Here is an 18,257-nt window from a genome sequence, read left to right on the forward strand (position 1 = left end):
GAAGGAGGGGGCATGTACTCGCCGCTTAACCAATATCAGAACAACCAAGTGTTGACAGCTTCCCCAGAGAAGATTCTTATCATGCTCTACGACGGGGCGATCAACTTCACCCGTATAGCTCAGGAGCGGCTTCTTGTCAAAGATGTGCCAGGAAAGGGGATTTATATCGGGAAAGCTTTGGCAATAGTTACTGAACTGATGAACACTCTGAATCACGAGGTTGGAGGTGAAATTGCGGCTCACCTTGAACAGTTGTATCTTTACCTAATGGATGAGTATACCAAAGCCAATATGTCATATGAGATCGCGCATCTGGAAAATGCAGTCAAGATTCTTACCATACTCAGGGATACCTGGAAGGAAGCTGCTGAGATTGTTCAACGTGAACGCGTTGCTTTACTTAACGAGCAGCACGTATCTCGCATGGCAGGTTAGAGAGGCCATTGTCGATGACCCTTGGTGATCTTCTGGTGGATGCGGAGCGACAAAGTTCTCTGCTTTTGCAGGAGGCGGAAAAGCTGCTGCGTGATCTTGACATTATTGCCGATGATGAGCTTGCTCAACTCTTGGCGCGGCGGCAGGAGATTGTAGACTGGTTTCAGAATTTTGACGTCCGTCTCTATGATTGCATGGACGGTTCCCCTGACGCACATGCAGCAGTTGCTAAGTTCAGGATATGCCAGAAAGAGACCATGGAAAGAGTTTTGGAAATAGACGCAATGACCGTTGCCTTGGCAAAGGGACGACTTGCCTCCATCGGCGATGCCCTTGCAGCATGTGCCAAAGAGGCGAAGGTTCTTTCTGCCTATGGAGAGACTGTAGGCGGAACGAGACGACATCGGCTCGACAGTGTTTTGTAGATTACGGGCAGTTGGAGAAGAATGCGATCAAGAAGGGCGACAGGTACTCTGTCGCCCTTCTTTGTCAGAAAGAAATGGATTAATGGTTCAATCATTCGATGGAGCGGCGAGTCCCTCCAATTGTGAAAGTGCAACTCGGTTTGTCGGGTCATTCTCCAGCACCCTGGCAAAAAGATCCCGGGCCGTGTCCGCAAGCCCGGCATCCCGGCAAAGTATGCCGAGAGTCACCAGCGTTCCCACATCCTTTGGTGCAATGGAAAGATAACGGTTGAAGGCATCGAAGGCTTCGTCGTAGCGTCCAAGGGCCTTCAGAATTTCTCCGTAAGGCGAAAGGTAGGCCGGAGACATGCGCGACAGACACTCAAGGGCCAGGAGGGCGTTTTCAACGTCGTTGCCTGCAATGGCTAGAGAGGCTATCTGCCGCAAGGCGTCTTCAGTCGTCGGGTGTGGAGGGTCGACCAAAAGGTGCTGATAGCATTCGATCGCCCTGTTCGGTTCTTGCTGAAGTTCGGCAATCAGGCCGTTGATGAAATGAAGGTACGGCTCAGCCTTCTCTCGGTCAGGATGGGAGGTAATCCCCGTGGCCATTGCTTCCAGTTCTTGACGCTCACCCCTCCGGAAGAGCAGCCGCGCCTTGCTCCGGATGTGCTTCAGGTCATAGCCCTTTTCCAGCAGTTCCATCCTGATGGTCTGCTCATCGGTCATGAGATGGGTAAATTGATCATCAAGATCGCGGAATTTTCCCAGTATCGCTTCAGAAAGGCATTGAGCAGCGGCAGGGTGATTGCGCAACCAAAGGCGGCCGCGTCCCGGTTGCCCGTCCCGTAACCACTGGGAGATGAAGAGGTCGCAGTCCGGCGAAGACTTTTCCTCTTCTATTCTGGCCTCTATTCTGGAGAGTGCACTGTTTGTTACGGCCAGAAGTTGGATAGTCCCTGCCATGTATGCCTGATAATAATCTCGGGTTGCTTTCTCGATCTGTTCGTCTGTCCACTCCTGTTCCTCTTTTGGTGTTCTAAGAATTGAGAGGAACTTTTTTAGACCAAACTGCTTTATCAATAGCGAAAAATCTCCATAACGTCGGTCAAGCTTCCGTTCAATCTTGTCCATCTGCACTTTATGGCGAAAGCTGCGCTCCTTGCCATTGCGTCCGAACAACCCATCGGTACACTCCAAGGCCTCTTGAGAGAGTGAGAGAATCTCCTTGAATTTGCGCTGGGCACGTTCGAGCTCCTTCTTGATTTTGCGATAGTGGCTCAATCGGGCCTTTGAGGTCGGAGGAGGCAGGTATTTGTCAATGAGTGCTGAAGTAGAGATTGTGTCCTCGGACAATTCGATCTCCGAGGGAGGCCTGTACTCGATGAGGGGGATCTTGGCGGCACCCAGAGAGATGTTGTAGAGCCGGTGCCCTTTGTTTACCGCCAATTCAGCCTGAAGCTTGAGAATCTCCAGCGAGTGAGCGTATCCGTGGTTGGTGTCGGCCAGCCAGCCTCCGTTAGTCTCGATGCGTGGAGAAAGTTGGCCTAAGTCGGGCCCCACCTTGTTTTCAGCGCTTCCGGCGGCGTGGGTATGCCCTTCACGGGAGAAACAGAGGTCGACCCCGGCAAGAACGATGGTTTCACATCCCATGTTTATGGCGAGAGAGAGGGCGTAGTTACTGACTGTTGGTCCCGTATAGAGATGAGTTTCGATGTTCAGGGGGGTGCGCCAAGGGAAAAGGCTGTCGGTGTAGGCGCTTCTCCCGCCCCACTGCCCCACCAGCAGGGGAGAGGCATGATAACTGCTGACGAGAACGGGAGATTCCTCCTTGTCGGCAAAATACAACATCTCACGGCTCACCTCGAAACTGACCTTCTGGGGGTCAACTGTGGCGACAAGGTGCGGCACTATCTGTTCGCTCTGGAGGATCTTGCTGATTCGGGAAACGGCAATAAGAACAAGACGGTCACGGTTTTCCCGAACCCACGGGAGAGCTTCCCTGAGCGACGGACCCCCGGCAAGGATAACAGCGGTTTTTCCCTTAAAGGTGTCGACGAGGGTCCGGGAGAATGCGACACGGTTTTCTGCAAGATTTTCGAGTTGCCTCAGTATGTATTGGGTGCAGTTGATGGAGGCATGGGTTTCATTGACGAGAGTTCTGACATTCAGATTGATATTCCAGGAGATGTCGCGATATTCGGGGAGATTGGCATCGCTCGAAGCGATTGATTCATTAACCCTGACCGCGTCAATGAAAACATACTCGTTGATTTGCAGGTCGGTTGCTATTTCCTCCCAGGTGTCCGGCGTGGCGATGATCACTTCAGGCGGGAGTTCCTTAAGGATTCCCTCTTCCGAGAGCCGTTCAATCACCTCCGGCAACTCGATGAAAAGATAACGGGATCCGGATGGAATCCCTTTGTTCACAACATAGGTGGGAAACACCCCTGAATCTGTCCCGATGATGATGTTAAACTGATATTCGGCAAAGAGTGATTCTCCGTAGGTTGATGCATAGAGCGAATCGGAGCCGATGGAGTTGAATGCATTCCGGTTTACCTGGTAGAGGTAGCGATCTCCGAAGTCGTTTACCAAAAATGGCCCGAGGTAATTTCCCGTATCGGACATGTTAGAGCCTTTCGCTAATTATTTCCGCTGGTTGGCAGATTCCGCTGATGCTGCAGATATGGAAATGTGCGCCCTCAAAGGGATTCTGTTGCGCCTGGGTTTGCTTGTTTCGTCCATTTCCGATGCGCTGAAGCCGCAGCGGAAAAAGTATGACGGACCTACCGGCTTGCAGGTTACCAGGCCGAGCAGTGCGGAGAGGGAGCGGTCTACGCTAATCTGCAAGATCGAATGTGCATCTCCGATCTCGATTATCCCTTCAGTCACGCCAAGCCCCTGTTTTGCCGACACCAAAAAAGAACTCGCCTCACCGTGGAAAAATCTCTTGCCTGCTACAGGAAAGGTTTCCGGGTTGTTCCCACCGTTGTGGGCCCGGAAGAAGAGTGTTGCAGCATCGAAGGCTTCGGGGTTTATGGTGATGTTGCCGAGGCGCAGGGAGCCCACAGGGATCAAGGACCAATCGAATTGGTAATCGATGGAAATCGTATCTCTTGCGGGAGAGAGACCGATCTGCTTAGTCAGGGGGCCAAGGGGAGTCTTGAAGGTGGCTGTCACCGTCAGCGTGTCCTGGTCGGGATGCCAGCGAACCACCGGTTCAGCCGGCACCAGGTCCGTTATCTTGGGCCGTCCATGGGTTTCGAATACCACATGCCCTGTGTAGAAATCGGCTCCGGCGGTGATGTCATCGAAATAGCCGTGATAGAGGGTGCCGCAGAGGCTGCGTTCGTGGACTCGGGGGAAAACGAGGGAGTCAAAGGCCAATCCGCGGCGCAGGTTCAGCTTGAGCCGCACCCCTGGCGTTTCGATCGTAAGGTAGTGTCCTTCGCTCAGAGCGGAGACTTCAGGGGGGAGGATCTCTACGCCCCCTTCGACAAGTCTCGTTATATGCGTTATCCCACAATGGCGGCCAAAGGAGTTCAGCCGGCTGCGATAGCGTTTCCAGCGCCGCGAGGTAATGTGAGTGCGGAAATCGCTGCTCCATAGGTAGCAGAGTTCGCGCCATTCCTGGTCCGAAGCATTCCCTTTCGTCAGCAGCGCGTCGTGAATCCGTTGACAGGCGGTGTTAATGCCGATGTCATCACGTCCGGTGACGGCCCATCGGGTGATATTGTATTTCTCCTGCTTTTTTACCGGAATGGGCGCTTCGGGGGATTCCAGGCTGAGACGGTTTCCGGCTCCCGGTTCATTGAGCAGTGACAGGAGTTGAGTTGGAGGAATGAAGGTGAAGCGGCTATCTTCCAGCAACCGCTCGAAAAGCTCCCTGATCCGTCCCCATTCGTCATGCTCCATGACCGCTTCGGTGGTGAAACGGCCGGGGCGGAAGTCAAAAATTTCAATATCATTGCCGTAGAGGGGGATGGCGCGGGTCGTGCCGTTATCGTGCCGGCCGATAAGGGCAAGGTAGTCGTCCAGTTCCAGTTCGCCATGGACATAGCGCTGAAACTTCTGGAAGAATATGGAGTTGTTCCAGATGACCGGCAGCTCCTCGCCATGCTGGCCCATGGCGATCTGGGGGAGATAGCGCCATGCCGGATCCCACTGGGGGTGATGGTAGGCGGGGTTGTCCCATTCCATGACCATGGCCTCGAAGCCCGCCTCGCGGTAGTGTCCGATGAGCCCGGCGGAGTAAGCCTGTTCGTTGACCAGAACGATATGTGGGCGCAGTCCCAGAAGCCGCTCATAGGTCTGGTTACCGATGCGCAGGTTCTGCCGGTTGACTTCAGCCGGCACCAGGGGGCCAATCATCTGGGAGTAGCCGCTTCCCACCAGCTCGCATTGCCCCGAGCAGAGTTCCCGAAGTTCCTCCACCCAGGCCGGGTCGATGGCAGCCACGGTCTCGAGGGTATAGCCGGTGATCTCGATGCCGAAGGGGAGGTTCAGGTCGCGGGCCAGCCGAAGCAGAGGCCAGTAACAGCGGAGAACCACCTCGGGGCGCAACTCTTCCTCGATGGAAGAGAAAGCCAGGTTCAGGTGGAAGATGGTATAGAGAGATAGTGACATTAAGGGACCGTCTCGAAGCGGATCACCTGACGAGCTGCATCAATGCGTGACCACGCGTCTTTTTCATCCTCGCCAACAGCGATCACCCAGCAGCACCGTTTACCGTTGTCTATCATGGGCTCAACCCGATCACCTACAGCCTTCGTAATCAATATCTGCTCGATCCCGGGTAGTGCGTGCGCTTCTTCTATTCCCCTGATGGATCTGATCACGCCGGGTTCGGGGAAAATTCCTGCACAGATGGATGTCCTATCATGCTTGGCGGCAAGGAGGTTCTCGTCCAGTTGCTCTCCCATGGCCAACTTCATGACGGCTTTGATTGGGTCTTTCCCGGAACTCAGAGGTGTCGTGTACTGGGAATGGAATCCACCGCTCAGCCGTGCCGGCATCTCGAGTATCATCGGCCCCTGATCGGTCAGTATCATGTCGGCCTTCGCGGGGCCAAAATCAATACCCAACGAGTCGGCAGCAGCATCGACGACCTCACAGATGCGCTTTTGTGTTTCCTTGTCGAGGTTCGAGGGGTCCACATGGGCTGTTTCTATGGCGTAGGGAGCGAAACCGAAGTGCCTGTCAGCCAGACTGACGTGATAATGCTTCCCCTTCCAGATGATGGTTTCGACGCTCTGTTCTTTCCCCACTACGAATTGCTCGATAATTGCCGTCCCGGTTCGCGAGGTGGCGCAGGCGGCTTTGAAGGCGGCGGGAAGCTGGTCAGGCCGGTCGATGCGCATGCTCCCCCGTGATGCAGCGCCATCAACTGCTTTTACGATGGCAGGAAAGCCTGTATGAACAAGAATTTTTTGAGCTTCCTCCAGCGTCGACGCTTCGGCGCTCCATGGGGTCGGGATTTTGTCCCGCAGCCATCGTTCTTTCATAAGGGCCTTGTTGTTCGACCGCCTGGCCACCTCCACCGGAACCCCTGGCAGGCCGAGTTCCTCGCAGACCGCTGCAACCGTAATTGCCACATCTGCGCCAGCAAAGGCCCCTTTCAGCCCAACCCTTTTCCCGTGCTCCCTCGCCCATGCCACATGCCCCTCGACATCTTTGACGTCCAGTACGAGGTGCTCGTCCGCCAGTTGGAACCCGGGGGCCTCGGGATTGCGGTCACTGGCGATGACATAGTATCCGAGGGCGCGGGCGCGCTCTAATGCGGGTATCTGCATTATGCCGGCACTGACTACGAGAATGGCGGGGCGTTTTTCAGAGTTCATGGGGAAATTCCTTACCTGATGGTTACTCTTGGGCTGTTGGAATCTTTTATTCCAGGTTTGATTCAGGGTCGTCATAGAAGTGCAGAAGATCGGTCAACGTTTCTGGGCTCTGGTATGCCGCCCATGTCCCGTCGGGCCACGAGTGACCTTCTATAACGTATCCGTCATCGCAGAAAATCACGTTGCCAGTCAGGTGCCGTTGGGGGATACATAGGGCAATGGCCGATTCCACGACTCCCTCTACCGTAGCGAACCGTTTGGTGGGGGTATGCGCCAGTATCGAAGCCGCCCGGCGTGACAGTTTCCCTGCATCATCCCGCAGCAAGTGCCGATTGAGCGGTGTTTCAACGGTCCCCGGGGCCAATCCGTTGACACGGACCCCAAACCGGGCCAGTTGTGCTGCGGCGCTCTTGACCAGACCTTCAAGTCCATGTTTTGATGCGACATAGGCGTGAGAACCTTCCAGGGAAACCCTGGATGCATCGGAACACAAGTGGACGAGATGACCGTGGCGCTGCTTGACAAATAGACGCGCGAATCCGGCTGTCAGAAGAAATGCGCCGGTGAGGTTTGTGTTTATGACTCGCGACCAGTCGTTTAGAAGCTCTGGAATATCTTCTTGCCCGAGCTTCATCACGGCATGGTGTGTCCCAGTAAAATTGAAGGCCACATCGATGCGGAGGTTGCGTCTTCCCAGAGCGGTGAAGAAGTTGCTGACCGAAGACGGGTCGGTAACGTCCACTGGCAGGTGAGGGAGGCAGATCTCGGGATCTTTTCGCCCCGCGACGATGCAGGCCGCCCCTACTGCCGTTGCTGCTTGGGCGAAGGCCCGCCCCAAGACCCCGCTTGCCCCCAGAACGACGATGTTCATGCCACTAAGAATTCCCATGGGCTCCCTTCCATCCGAAGAAAGATTGTGCATTAGCATAGAAAAGGTCACGGCAAAACTCATCGATGTCAACCTGATCGGGGTTGAAAAGACCGGATTCCAGATCGTCAGCCAAACGTAGCGTTATGGCTTTACGGAAATATTCGTGACGGGCCGTTGAGAGAAAACTTCGGGAGTCTGATGCCATGCCGACGAAAGTTCCGAGAACACCAACAGCGCATTGAGCGTTCAGGTGGTCCTCTATGCCGTATATCTGGTCGAGAAACCACCAAGGGGGACCGTGCTGAACTTTCCCTCGAATTCCCTCTCCCCAAAAACTTCCGGCAATGGTCGCGAACATTAACGTGTCACGGGGATTCGAATTGAACAGAATCGTTTTCGGCAACCGCTCGGAGGTGTCCAGTTGATCGAGGAACGCAACGAGAGACTCCCCCTGCGGGAAATCTCCTATAGAGTCGCAACCTGCATCCAGGCCGTATGATGAAAAAATTCGGGAGTTGTTGTTCCTGCGAGCCCCAAGGTGCAACATCATCGTCCAGCCGGATTCGTGATTCCATTCTGCGATCTGGCGCATGAACCAACTGCGCCATTTTTCGAGATCATCAGCGCCGATATCGGAAGAACTTAAAAGCAACCGGCTGAAGATGGTGGTGGCTTCGGCGTCCGAGCAAGGAGTTGCGTAGCACCGGTCCATCCCATGGTCGGAGACCCGGCATCCGAGATTGTGGAAGAATTCATATCGGACCCGAAGCGCCTCCATGAATGTTTGCAACGACTCTATTGTGATGCCGGAACATGCTTCGAGCCGTGAGCGCCAATCGTGAAAATTCTGGCGGGTGTGGAGGCAAAGCGCGGAGTCAGGGCGAAAGGTCGGGAAAACCCGAAAAGAGACCCCCTTATCTTCTGCAAGCTGGCGGTGCGCTTCCAACTGGTCGGCTGGATCGTCAGTGGTGCAGAGGACTTCGACGCCAGCTCTTGCCAGTAACTCCCGTGGCCGGAAGTCCTCGGTCGCGAGCATCGCGTTCGCCTCTTCCCATATGCACTCTGCAGAAGACGGTGTCAGCGGTGCCGTTATGCCGAAAGTCCGCTTGAGCTCAATCTGGCACCACGCCTGCATTGGGCTTGAGGCCATCCGCGTGATGGTGCGAGCCCACGCATCAAACCGTTCTTTTGGCGACGCTGAGCCGGTGCACAAATCCTCGCGCTCACCGGCTATCCGCATTGCTCGCCATTTATAGTGGTCTCCTTCGATCCACAGTTCTGAAAGATCCCTGAAGTGGGCATTGCTGGCAAGCCTTGCCGGCGGCAGATGGCCGTGATAGTCAATGATGGGCAAGGAGGCATGTCGCTCGTACAGGGTAAGGGCGTTTTCTCTTACAGATGCCGTGAAATTACGCCTAATCGTCATGATGATTCCTTTTCCTGCATTTGAGAATCAGTGTCAAATCGCTTAGACATCAGCGCCGAACAAAACGGATCAACTGTGTCGAGCCTAGATCACCCAGTTTGGCCAGCGTATCGAACAACTGCTTGTAGGGCTGCGGTATGATACTTCCAGGGGCGTTTGCCCCAAATGACGCAACTTGAACGGCGGTAAACCCGTAACGATCAAATTGACGCAGAATGCCTTCCCTGCTTGGAAGCTGAAGATGCTGAACAGGAAGAAAATGGTGCCATTGCGGTCCTAAAATTTGGGCATGAACATGGGCGTGGGGAGTTTGGATAAGAACCTGACCTCCTGATTTCACTCTCCGGGAGAGTGTTGTCAGTAATCCGGGGAGATCGGCTATATGTTCGTAGACATCCCAAAGAGTGACGATGTCGGTTAGACTCTCTCCTGCCATCCACTCGTTGATTGGTTCGAAGTTGTGCCCCCGAGCCGCAAGATGAAGAGTGTCTTCTCGTGGGTAATCGACAGCCGTCGACTTTCCCAGATTCGGTTGTGTTGCCCGGCAGACGTCAAGGAAAACGCCATCGTATGCACCAAAATCCACAAGGTCTTTGCCTTGCTCCAACTCTAGACCTATATCGTTGATGCTTAAACGGTATTCCCGCTCTCTGGTTTCCCGCCACTCATCGCTATATCGCTTTCCATCATTTGCGTCGGTGTTTGTCGCTGCCATTTTATGGTGGACTGAATAGTCAGAATAAAATGCATTCAGGCGCTCAATGTCCGGTTCGCGGCCTATGGACCATGACCCACACGCTCCACAGAGAATCCAGGTCGTCTCGTAAGGCTGCTGACCCGACGTTACTGTCGTTTCGGTCAGTATTTCTCCGCATATCCGACAGACCGTAGTTTGTCTGTCTCCACAAAATGATTTTATTGTCTCGGCAACCATTTCGTATCCTTTAATCAGTTCGCCGCGCATAAAGGCATACTTCGCGACCAATGTTGAGATTGGCAAGGCTTTGGTACAACGATCTCTTTACTGATGTTAGCCCTGCGGCGGAGAGGTTGGTTTCGAACTGCTTGCGTTTTGCGTGACATGCACGCCCCAAGGGGTCATTTCCTATGTAGTTGTCACCCATGAGCAGGAAGAGGTCAATGGGAAAGGTGGATTCCTTGCACGTAACTTCAAATCCGCTTCGCGTCAGTAACTGTTCGAGAGATGCGAAGTCGAAGAAATTGATGTGGTGTGGAGGAGCCACCCACCATGGCTGAAAATTGCAGGCAGCCCGGAGGGCCAACTGAAATGGATTGTAGTCGTTCGGCACGACGATGCAGAGAACCCCTCCAGGGGTAAGATTTTTTCTTACAATGTCGAGAAATTCTGCCGGGTGAGGAATGTGTTCCAGCACCGCGCTCATATGTATAACATCGAACAAGCCAAGCTCAACCGCAGTATCGGCCGAGAAAAACTCCTCAATTATATCGAGGCCCATTTCCCGGCTGTGAGCCGCTGCTCGGGCCGAGGGTTCAATCCCGACTGTTTCCCATCCGCGGTCTTTGCCATGTTTCAGGAAGAAGCCGGGGCCTGACCCAATATCGAGGATACGGCGGCAATTTTGGGGGAGCAGTTCTTCAAAGGTGTCGTAACGATCACCATAAACCAGGTTCCACCAGTCCAGATCCTCCCGGTAACGTTCCAGGTAAAGAGGTTTCTCGGATGTATAGTATTCGTGCCGGTAAACCTCTTCCAGTTCTTCCGCTGACGGAATCGGAACGATATGCTTGAAGCCGCATTTGCTGCAATCGATGACGTCAAACCCCTTGACGGAGTCGCAGACTTCACCTTCATGATCATGCCAGGTTTTCTCTTCAGCCATGAGAAGAATGCATCCTTTCCAGTTTTTCAACGATCTTTGTGGCTATCCGCGTAGCACCGTACCCGTCGACAGTGGCGCAGGCGCGGCGTCCCATTTCGTGTCTGAGTTCCCGAGAGTCAAGAAGTGATAGTGTCGTTTCGATAATCCTCTCATTGCTGCATTCTTCGAGTACGCCGCAACTGAAAGCAAGTCGTTCGTCGACAAACTTTGAGGCCGAACGGGCGTGATCCGGAGTCAGGCATAAATACACTGCCGGTACGCCGGATGCTGCCAATTCGTAAGCTGTTACACCAAAAGACGCGATGGCCAGATCGGCCTGTCGCATGAGTGATGCCATGTCGCTTACTTCCCGTTCGATACGGTAGTGGCGTCGAGCTTGGGCGAGAAACTGCTGCAGGTCATCTTCATGGACAAAACCTGCCCCTATAACCACGATCGTTTCAAAATCATTCTGCAATTCGTCCAGTACGCGGAGAACCCTGACAGTGAAATTCGCAGGGTCACTTCCTCCCATGGTGAGAAGGAGTGCTGGAGGATTGTTGTCGTGCGGGGGGCAGGGCGCGCAGAATTGTTTACGGAGTAAAACCCACTCCCAACCGCTGTAGATCTCACCGTTGAAATTATTCCAATTCAGTTCTGAAATCTGAGGGATGGGAGGATAGAAAAGGAGATCGGCTGCAAGGCGTCGAGGCGTAGGATCATCTATGCCAACGACCAGAATGCCATCCTCGCGCCAGGAATCGACTTTCTCCACGGGCAAATCGTTCCGTATATCGAGTATCAGGACGTCGGGGTGATGGCGCGAAATCAGTCCATCCATCCATACCCCTTCGTCTGCACCTTCCTGCCGTTCGAGCGGAAAATCCGCTTGGCGTACCATTTTCATGCCGGGTTCGCCGCTGGCCATGGCGAAGATTATACCGCAGCCCTGCTTCTCTCGCAGTTCTCCTGCAAGAGCCAGGCAACGAACCACATGCCCGAGGCCGGTACGACTATCGCCGTCGCAACGAATGAGAACCTTGTGGCTCCGGTCGGTTGCTTTTTTCTGATAGACATGTTGATTGATTTGAAGCAGGTGAGGATTGTTCCTGAGAAGTCGTACGACGTCGGCAATATCGGCATCCCCCGCAGGAACGCCGAGAAGTCGGTAAAGTTCATCGAAAAATTGCACATCCGCCGGAGTGTCGACAGACAGTCGGGCGCCTTCGAAGCGGTGTTCGCTACCTATTGGAATCCGTGCAATCCGGAACTTGTCAGGATGGGCAACGAAGTAGGCCGTTACGTGCTCGATGGCCACCGGATCATCGGGGGCTTCGGCCATGAGCCTCTTCAGGGCTTCACGGGTGAAGGTGCAGAACCCTTCATGGATCGAATGAACTCCTGCCTCCGCCGTGCAATATTCAGCCCCTTCCTCCAGAAGTCTCCGTACCATCTGGTCCATCACTTCCGGATCAACAAGGGGGGCATCGCCGGTAACCCGGATGACTACATCGGCATCGACCTCTTTCGCTGCTTTGTTAAAGCGCAGGAGGACATTCTCTTCGGAACCTCTCACCAGGGTAATTCCCCGTGTCTTGGCAAACTCCACAAGAGGCTCATCGCATGGCCTATCCGATGTGGCGATAACAATGTCGTCTAAGGTGCGGCTGCGGCGAAGGCGGTCAATAATATGCTCAAGCAGCGGTTTGCCCGCCACTGGCATGAGCACCTTTCCCGGCAGGCGCGAAGAGCCCATGCGGGCCTGAATGATAGCTACAATTTTCTTTTTAGCCATTCCATTCGTTCCTTACATGCAGAAAAGGTCGCAAGCCGTCGGAAGGGTCGGCACGCCATTCGCGGTCAGGAAGCTCAACGGGGGTGGGCACCTTCTCTCCTGTGCCATCTGCAGACAGAGCAATGCTCACATCAGTAATGACGGCTTTGATTCCGTCAGGGAGCCAGCAATGGCCGGTCGCGAACTCTTCTCCCTCACCTTCCAGGTCAAGATGGAACTCCACTGCACTGGCTTTCCAATAATGCACAGCCCTCTGGATTACTGCAGGGGAGACGCTATGATCTGACCAGCCTACCGGGCAACCGAAGCGTGAGCGAATGGTTTCAATGGCTGCGAGGTTGCACTCTTTTGGGGGGGCAGGATACCCGGAAACACAGTGTAGCAGGGTGAGGTCCTTGCACCCCGCTGTGCGCAGCGTTTCCACCGCGCCGCCAATCTCGTCCAGTGTGGCCATCCCTGTTGAAAGGACCACGGGTTTTCCGGTCGCAGCACATGCCCGTAATAGGTCATTCCAGAGAAGCTCATACGATGCGATTTTATAAAAATCCACATACGGCAAGAGCTCTTCTACCGCCTGGAGGTAAAAGGGGGTGCACGAAAACTGAATCCCCTGCTTTCGGCACCTCTCGGCGAGGGGAGAGAGAAATTCAACGGGGAGTTCCCATGCTTTCCGTGCCCTGAGCACGTGGCTCTTGGCGAGAACTTCCGGCGCGAAGAGTTCCTCGACTCGGAAAAGCTGGAACTTTACCGCTCCACAGCCTACGGCCGCTGCGGTGTCGATGAAGCGAAAGCAGCGCTCCAGGTCGCGGTGGTGATTGCTGGATACCTCTGCTACGAAAAGGGGGCTGCTCATGTGTTCTCCTGAAGTCGGCCTGTAATTGGTTCAAGAGCCTTTTGAAATATCACTATACCCACTCCTTATCTACACTCTTCAGTCGGGCGAGAAGAAAAGGCAAAATGGTTTCTCCACAGAAGCTTCCCGTCTCGAGGCAATGCCCTTTGCGAAGATCAAGGGGCTGCCAGCAGGGTTGAGAGTCTTGAGAGTCTTCTGGAGGTCAATAATGTTTGACCTGTTCATGCTTTCCGTGCAGCAATTTTCATCTGTCCGTGATATTCGTCGCCAGAACTCACTTCAAGACACTGGAATCCATACTTTTTCAATAGAATTCTTATCGAGATGAAATCATAGAGCACGGGATGGAGGGGGGCGTCGAGATGACGCCATTGCTCGCCGGCATATGCGGCATCGGCCGAATTTATGTTGGGCGTATTGAGCAGGATGAGCCCCCCTTGCTTGAGAATTCTGCGGAGAATGGTTAGAAAAGGTGCGGGATTTGCAATATGTTCGAGGACATCCCACGCGGTGACAACATCAAAAGTTTCGTCGTCAAAGCTGGATTCGAGCAGTGTTCCCGTGGTTACCGCCAAACCATACTTTTCTCGCGCAACTTCTGCGGCTTTGTCTGAAATCTCGATGCCGCATACATCCCAATACCTGAGGCTGGCTTCCCAGAGGAACGCCCCGGTGGAGCAGCCAATGTCCAGTAATTTGCCTCGGGGGAATTTCAACTCTTCTGGAACATACTTTTCGACAAAATCCATCCGTCGCTGATGGAGAAAAAACGAGTTTGGATTTGACGTGTCCAGATTCGGATCCCATCCCATTTTCTGTCTGTGTTGGGGGGAATAGTAAATCTCATTGTAAAATTTGGTCAGGTATTCATCTGTGGGGCAAGGATTGAGAAAGACCGCCTGGCAATCCATGCATTGATCAAAGGTAGATTTGTAATCTTCATGGCCCAGGAACGAAAACTTTAAATTGAATTCCCTGCCTCCACAAACAGGGCATGTGTTCAAGTCTTTGCAGTAATCGGCATAGTTATCTTCATCTATTGCCAGTATGCTGCGCGACGTTTGAGTTTTTGGTTGTTGCGGGCGGTTCAAAAAGTTGATCGCTGCAAGTTTTTCCACTATCTGGTCGGCCCGGTGCCGATAGGTATGGTGGCGGAGGGTATAATCGTACAGGTCGGCAATCAGTTCTCGCCGCTCCTGCACATGCGTAAGGAAATACTCACCTTTCTCCGCAAATTCGTCGAGATTTCTGAAGGTGATCTCTTCCCAGTGCGCAGGAAAAGCCCGAATCATGTCGTCCCGGTAATCGTTCAGCATGAATGCCTTGGATGCGTAAGCGTCAAACGGTCGATTGTTGATGGCTTTTTCAAGCTGCAGGGAAGAGATGTTAAGATTCAATGCGTATTGCTGGAATGCCTTTGACAGTTCAGTGCCGTAGGGAACTTTTTCATGGAAAATGGCGTTCGGTTTGTCCCAACCATTCCCTCCGCCATAAATGTGCAGCTCCACGCCTTCAATGCTGTCGAGGATATATTTCCTCATGATGGGGCTGCCCTTGCCGTGAATCTTGTAATAGATCATCTGCCAGAAACTGGCGGGTTCAGTCGTGTACACTTGGTGGACAGCGCGAAACTCCGAGGCAGAGAAAAATTGTTTGCAGATTTCGAATGTGGGAACATCCATGTTATGGAGCTTGGAATAGATTACCTCGTCAATGAATTTGTCTACCAGTTCTATCCCTACACAGTTCTGTTCAACGTGAGCCGATACTCCACCGACAAAACAGACTGAAGATTCTATGCAGGGAGAGTCGAGTGCGATTGGGTGAAACCAGGTAGGATCAGTTGCCAAAAGAATATGGTCGCAGTTCTCCGTCCCGTCATTCCGAAGCAACTCCAGAAAACTATCATCCCAGACGAATTCATAATAATATTCAGGGAAATTGTTGATCTCGTCGGAGAGTCCATCGTTTCTCGCTAGATAGGGACAATCGTAATGGAGCGAGACCAGCGGGATTCCCAATTCGCGGAGGGCATAACCGTTGGGCGATTTGCAGAACCCATTGTAACCATAGGCAAGAACGAAATCAGGCTGAAAAGAGCGTAGTTTGGTAAAGTCGAGTCCTTCCGTAGTCAGGTCGATTCCCCAAACTTCATGGCCTGCTTCGCGAAATCCGGTGATGTATCCATCTATGACGAAAGGGGCAATAACCCCGGATGTCCTGAAAATTGCAACTTTCATGCGTTAGTCGACCTCCTCGTATTTGTCCTTGTCCATCCGGTTATTTCGGCGTCGAAGGGGGGCATAGAAGCTCCTGGAGTGCTGTTATGACCCGGTCCTGGTCGATCTCGGCGAGGCCGGCATAGAGCGGCAGAGTGATCGCTTCCCGGTAATACTGTTCCGCTTGAGGGAAATCTCCTGCATCGAAACCGTTTGTGCGATAGTAGGGTTGGATATGCACAGGGATGTAATGAACATTAACCAGGATGCCACGCTGCCGGAGAGCCTCGAACACCGCTTTCCGCCCCTTGTGTCTGCTGCCGGGCTCTCCAGCCTGGAGGCGAATGACATACAGGTGAAAAGCGGAGTAGCTATCGGGATGCTGGAACGGCAGAACAAACGGGACATCGCGAAGTGCCTCGTCATACCGCTTCGCCAGGTGGTGCCGTCTCTCCACGAATTCATCCAGCCGCGTCATTTGGCTCACCCCCAGGGCCGCCTGGATGTCGGTCATCCGGTAGTTGAACCCAAGTTCGATCTGCTCGTAGTACCAGGGGCCGTGGGATTCTCCCGCCATGAGGGCCGAGTCGCGGGTGATGCCGTGGCTGCGGAGCCGGACCAGCCGCTCGTGCAGTTCCGCGCTGTTAGTCAGGACCATCCCCCCTTCGCCAGTGGTGATGATCTTGACGGGGTGGAAGCTGAAGACCGTCATGGCGGAATGGCGGCAATTGCCGACCGGCTCACTCTTATACCGTCCGCCGATGGCGTGGGAGGCGTCCTCGATGACGGTGAAACCGTACCGCCCGGCAAGGCGGCCGATGGCCTCCATGTCGCACGACTGCCCCGCGAAATGGACCGGGATCACCACCTTCGGCAGCTTCCCTTCCCGCGCGGCCCGTTCCAGTTTCTCCTCCAGCCGCTCGACGCTCATGTTGTAGGTGCGGGGATCGATGTCCACGAAGTCCACGGTGGCGCCGCAGTAGAGCCCGCAGTTGGCGGAGGCCACAAAGGTGTTGGGGGAGGTCCAGAGGATGTCGCCGGGGCCGAGCCCCGCCGCGAGGCAAGCCATGTGGAGGGCCGAGGTGGCGCTGTTCACCGCCACGCCATGGGCGGTGCCGCAGTAGCCGGCCACGGTCTGCTCGAAGCGCTCCACTGTGGGGCCTTGGGTGAGCCAGTCGGAATTGAGAACGTCGACGACGGCCTGAATATCAGCGGGGCTGATGCTCTGGCGTCCGTAGGGAATCGGGGCGCTGCTCATGCGAAGTCGTCCTTGCGGCGGTTGATGTCAGGGTTGAGGTGCGTGTAGATCAAGTCCCTCAGCTGCTCGACGCTCAGCCAGTCGGCGTTGGTGCCGCTGTTGTAGGCGAAGCCGTCGGCGCAGTGGCGTCCATCAAAGTTCTTTGTAAACTGTTCTGTGTCCCAAAGGGGCATGGAAGGGAGGATAACGAAGTAATCCTTGAGCTCGATGGTGTTCAGGGCGTCGGTGGTGGTGATCATCTCTTCGTGCAGTTTCTCCCCCGGCCTGATACCGACGATCTCGATCCGGCACCCCGAGTCGACGGCTTTGGCCACGTCCAGGATGCGGTAGCTCGGAATCTTCGGGACGAAAATTTCCCCTCCCCACATGATGTCCAGGGCCTTGAGCACCAGTTTGACTCCGTCTTCAAGGGTGATGTTGAAGCGGGTCATCCGTTCGTCGGTGACCGGGAGGACCCCTTCGCGCTTCTTTTTCAGGAAAAAGGGGATGACGCTGCCGCGGCTCCCCATGACGTTGCCGTAGCGGACCACGGAAAACTTGATGTCTTTCTTCCCCTTGAAGTTGTTGGCCGCCACGAAGAGTTTATCAGAGCAGAGCTTTGTTGCACCGTAGAGGTTGATGGGGGCCGCTGCCTTGTCGGTGGAAAGGGCGACCACCTTCTCGATCCCCTGTTCGACGGCTGTTTCGATGATGTTCTGTGCCCCGAGGATGTTGGTCTTGATGGCCTCGAAGGGGTTGTACTCGCAGGCCGGCACCTGCTTGAGGGCGGCGGCGTGAACCACGATGTCGATCCCTTCGAAGGCCCGATAGAGCCGGTCTTTGTCTCGGACATCGCCGATGAAGTAGCGTATCTGGCGATATTTGTCGGGCGGAAATTGCTGCGCCATCTCGAACTGCTTCAGTTCGTCCCGAGAGAAGACCACGACCCGTTTAATCTCGGGGTACGATGTGAGGATTGTCTCGATGAACTTCTTGCCGAATGATCCGGTGCCCCCGGTAACGAGAATGGATTTTCCTGTAAGCATGTCCGCTCCGTTGGTTGCTGTAATCGTGTGGGAGATACGCTGTGTTGGGTTGTTGTGGAGTCTTGCAAGTACGGTGCCGGTAGTCGTGTGTCAAAATAACAGAAACGAGGCGGTGCTGTCGCTGGAAAACCGTCTGTTATTGAGGGGATTTTGTGTTGGAAATCTGCCGCGATTTCAATGAAAAACGACGGATGACTGAATTTTGACTCTCGATGGGGGTGCGGAGTGGTCAAGGATTAGTATCTCTTGACACGGGGGGGCAAGTATGGAACTAAAGAAATGTCGCATGA

Annotated in this window: 14 protein-coding genes; 2 read left to right on the top strand and 12 right to left on the bottom strand. The window is 54.2% G+C overall.

Annotation, left to right across the window (positions count from 1 at the left end; translation table 11 throughout):
• The first annotated feature begins 12 nt into the window (after positions 1-12).
• Both fliS and KJB29_RS08300 read left to right on the top strand, forming a co-directional pair.
• Positions 13-435, top strand: coding sequence for a flagellar export chaperone FliS (gene fliS / locus KJB29_RS08295; RefSeq protein ID WP_215734203.1), 423 nt, complete (start codon positions 13-15; stop codon positions 433-435).
• 14 nt (positions 436-449) lie between these two features.
• Complete coding sequence (locus tag KJB29_RS08300) at positions 450-860, top strand: hypothetical protein (RefSeq protein ID WP_215734204.1); 411 nt, start codon at positions 450-452, stop codon at positions 858-860.
• An 87-nt stretch (positions 861-947) separates the two neighbouring features.
• On the opposite strand, the gene KJB29_RS08305 is transcribed toward KJB29_RS08300, so the two are convergent.
• The 12 genes from KJB29_RS08305 to pseB all read right to left on the bottom strand — a co-directional run bounded on the left by KJB29_RS08305 (position 948) and on the right by pseB (position 17,967).
• Positions 948-3,467, bottom strand: a complete 2,520-nt coding sequence (locus KJB29_RS08305; RefSeq protein ID WP_215734205.1) for a 6-hydroxymethylpterin diphosphokinase MptE-like protein — start codon at positions 3,465-3,467, stop codon at positions 948-950.
• A gap of 18 nt (positions 3,468-3,485) precedes the next feature.
• The gene (locus KJB29_RS08310) at positions 3,486-5,465 is read right to left on the bottom strand and encodes a glycoside hydrolase family 57 (RefSeq protein ID WP_215734206.1); all 1,980 of its coding nucleotides are present in this window, start codon (positions 5,463-5,465) and stop codon (positions 3,486-3,488) included.
• Positions 5,465-6,679: an ATP-grasp domain-containing protein gene (locus KJB29_RS08315; protein ID WP_215734207.1), complete on the bottom strand. Its 1,215-nt coding sequence runs from the start codon at positions 6,677-6,679 to the stop codon at positions 5,465-5,467. Before KJB29_RS08315 ends, KJB29_RS08310 begins: the two co-directional genes overlap by 1 nt.
• Before the next feature lie 46 nt (positions 6,680-6,725).
• The gene (locus KJB29_RS08320; RefSeq protein WP_246560952.1) at positions 6,726-7,550 is read right to left on the bottom strand and encodes an SDR family NAD(P)-dependent oxidoreductase; all 825 of its coding nucleotides are present in this window, start codon (positions 7,548-7,550) and stop codon (positions 6,726-6,728) included.
• A 4-nt stretch (positions 7,551-7,554) separates the two neighbouring features.
• Positions 7,555-8,976, bottom strand: a complete 1,422-nt coding sequence (uxaC, locus tag KJB29_RS08325) for a glucuronate isomerase (protein ID WP_215734209.1) — start codon at positions 8,974-8,976, stop codon at positions 7,555-7,557.
• A 49-nt stretch (positions 8,977-9,025) separates the two neighbouring features.
• Positions 9,026-9,940 carry a class I SAM-dependent methyltransferase gene (locus KJB29_RS08330; protein ID WP_246560960.1) on the bottom strand — a complete coding sequence of 305 codons (915 nt, stop codon included), beginning with the start codon at positions 9,938-9,940 and terminating at the stop codon, positions 9,026-9,028.
• A complete protein-coding gene (locus KJB29_RS08335) occupies positions 9,921-10,838 on the bottom strand; it encodes a class I SAM-dependent methyltransferase (RefSeq protein WP_215734210.1) in 918 nt (305 codons plus the stop codon). The genes KJB29_RS08330 and KJB29_RS08335 overlap by 20 nt, the downstream gene beginning before the upstream one ends.
• Positions 10,831-12,612 (bottom strand): cytidylyltransferase domain-containing protein, encoded by a 1,782-nt coding sequence (locus KJB29_RS08340; protein ID WP_215734211.1) that lies wholly within the window; start codon positions 12,610-12,612, stop codon positions 10,831-10,833. Before KJB29_RS08340 ends, KJB29_RS08335 begins: the two co-directional genes overlap by 8 nt.
• On the bottom strand, positions 12,605-13,465 hold the full coding sequence (locus KJB29_RS08345) for an N-acetylneuraminate synthase family protein (protein ID WP_215734212.1): 861 nt from the start codon (positions 13,463-13,465) through the stop codon (positions 12,605-12,607). The genes KJB29_RS08340 and KJB29_RS08345 overlap by 8 nt, the downstream gene beginning before the upstream one ends.
• 221 nt (positions 13,466-13,686) lie before the next feature.
• The gene (locus KJB29_RS08350) at positions 13,687-15,705 is read right to left on the bottom strand and encodes a glycosyltransferase family protein (protein ID WP_215734213.1); all 2,019 of its coding nucleotides are present in this window, start codon (positions 15,703-15,705) and stop codon (positions 13,687-13,689) included.
• A 40-nt stretch (positions 15,706-15,745) separates the two neighbouring features.
• Positions 15,746-16,942 (bottom strand): UDP-4-amino-4,6-dideoxy-N-acetyl-beta-L-altrosamine transaminase, encoded by a 1,197-nt coding sequence (pseC, locus tag KJB29_RS08355; RefSeq protein ID WP_215734214.1) that lies wholly within the window; start codon positions 16,940-16,942, stop codon positions 15,746-15,748.
• A complete protein-coding gene (pseB, locus tag KJB29_RS08360) occupies positions 16,939-17,967 on the bottom strand; it encodes a UDP-N-acetylglucosamine 4,6-dehydratase (inverting) (RefSeq protein ID WP_215734215.1) in 1,029 nt (342 codons plus the stop codon). The genes pseC and pseB overlap by 4 nt, the downstream gene beginning before the upstream one ends.
• Positions 17,968-18,257 lie beyond the last annotated feature (290 nt).

This window comes from Geobacter grbiciae (assembly GCF_018531165.1).
GTDB classification, from domain to species: Bacteria; Desulfobacterota; Desulfuromonadia; order Geobacterales; family Geobacteraceae; genus Geobacter; species Geobacter metallireducens.

Excerpts from the sequence above, each read along its gene's own strand:
- KJB29_RS08320 (WP_246560952.1), bottom strand. The coding sequence starts at position 7,550 with ATGAACATCGTCGTTCTGGGGGCAAGCGGGGTCTTGGGGCGGGCCTTC.
- KJB29_RS08345 (WP_215734212.1), bottom strand. The coding sequence starts at position 13,465 with ATGAGCAGCCCCCTTTTCGTAGCAGAGGTATCCAGCAATCACCACCGC.
- KJB29_RS08330 (WP_246560960.1), bottom strand. The coding sequence starts at position 9,940 with ATGCGCGGCGAACTGATTAAAGGATACGAAATGGTTGCCGAGACAATA.
- KJB29_RS08305 (WP_215734205.1), bottom strand. The coding sequence starts at position 3,467 with ATGTCCGATACGGGAAATTACCTCGGGCCATTTTTGGTAAACGACTTC.
- pseB (WP_215734215.1), bottom strand. The coding sequence starts at position 17,967 with ATGCTTACAGGAAAATCCATTCTCGTTACCGGGGGCACCGGATCATTC.
- KJB29_RS08340 (WP_215734211.1), bottom strand. The coding sequence starts at position 12,612 with ATGGCTAAAAAGAAAATTGTAGCTATCATTCAGGCCCGCATGGGCTCT.
- KJB29_RS08300 (WP_215734204.1), top strand. The coding sequence starts at position 450 with ATGACCCTTGGTGATCTTCTGGTGGATGCGGAGCGACAAAGTTCTCTG.
- uxaC (WP_215734209.1), bottom strand. The coding sequence starts at position 8,976 with ATGACGATTAGGCGTAATTTCACGGCATCTGTAAGAGAAAACGCCCTT.
- KJB29_RS08315 (WP_215734207.1), bottom strand. The coding sequence starts at position 6,679 with ATGAACTCTGAAAAACGCCCCGCCATTCTCGTAGTCAGTGCCGGCATA.
- KJB29_RS08335 (WP_215734210.1), bottom strand. The coding sequence starts at position 10,838 with ATGGCTGAAGAGAAAACCTGGCATGATCATGAAGGTGAAGTCTGCGAC.
- pseC (WP_215734214.1), bottom strand. The coding sequence starts at position 16,942 with ATGAGCAGCGCCCCGATTCCCTACGGACGCCAGAGCATCAGCCCCGCT.
- fliS (WP_215734203.1), top strand. The coding sequence starts at position 13 with ATGTACTCGCCGCTTAACCAATATCAGAACAACCAAGTGTTGACAGCT.
- KJB29_RS08310 (WP_215734206.1), bottom strand. The coding sequence starts at position 5,465 with ATGTCACTATCTCTCTATACCATCTTCCACCTGAACCTGGCTTTCTCT.
- KJB29_RS08350 (WP_215734213.1), bottom strand. The coding sequence starts at position 15,705 with ATGAAAGTTGCAATTTTCAGGACATCCGGGGTTATTGCCCCTTTCGTC.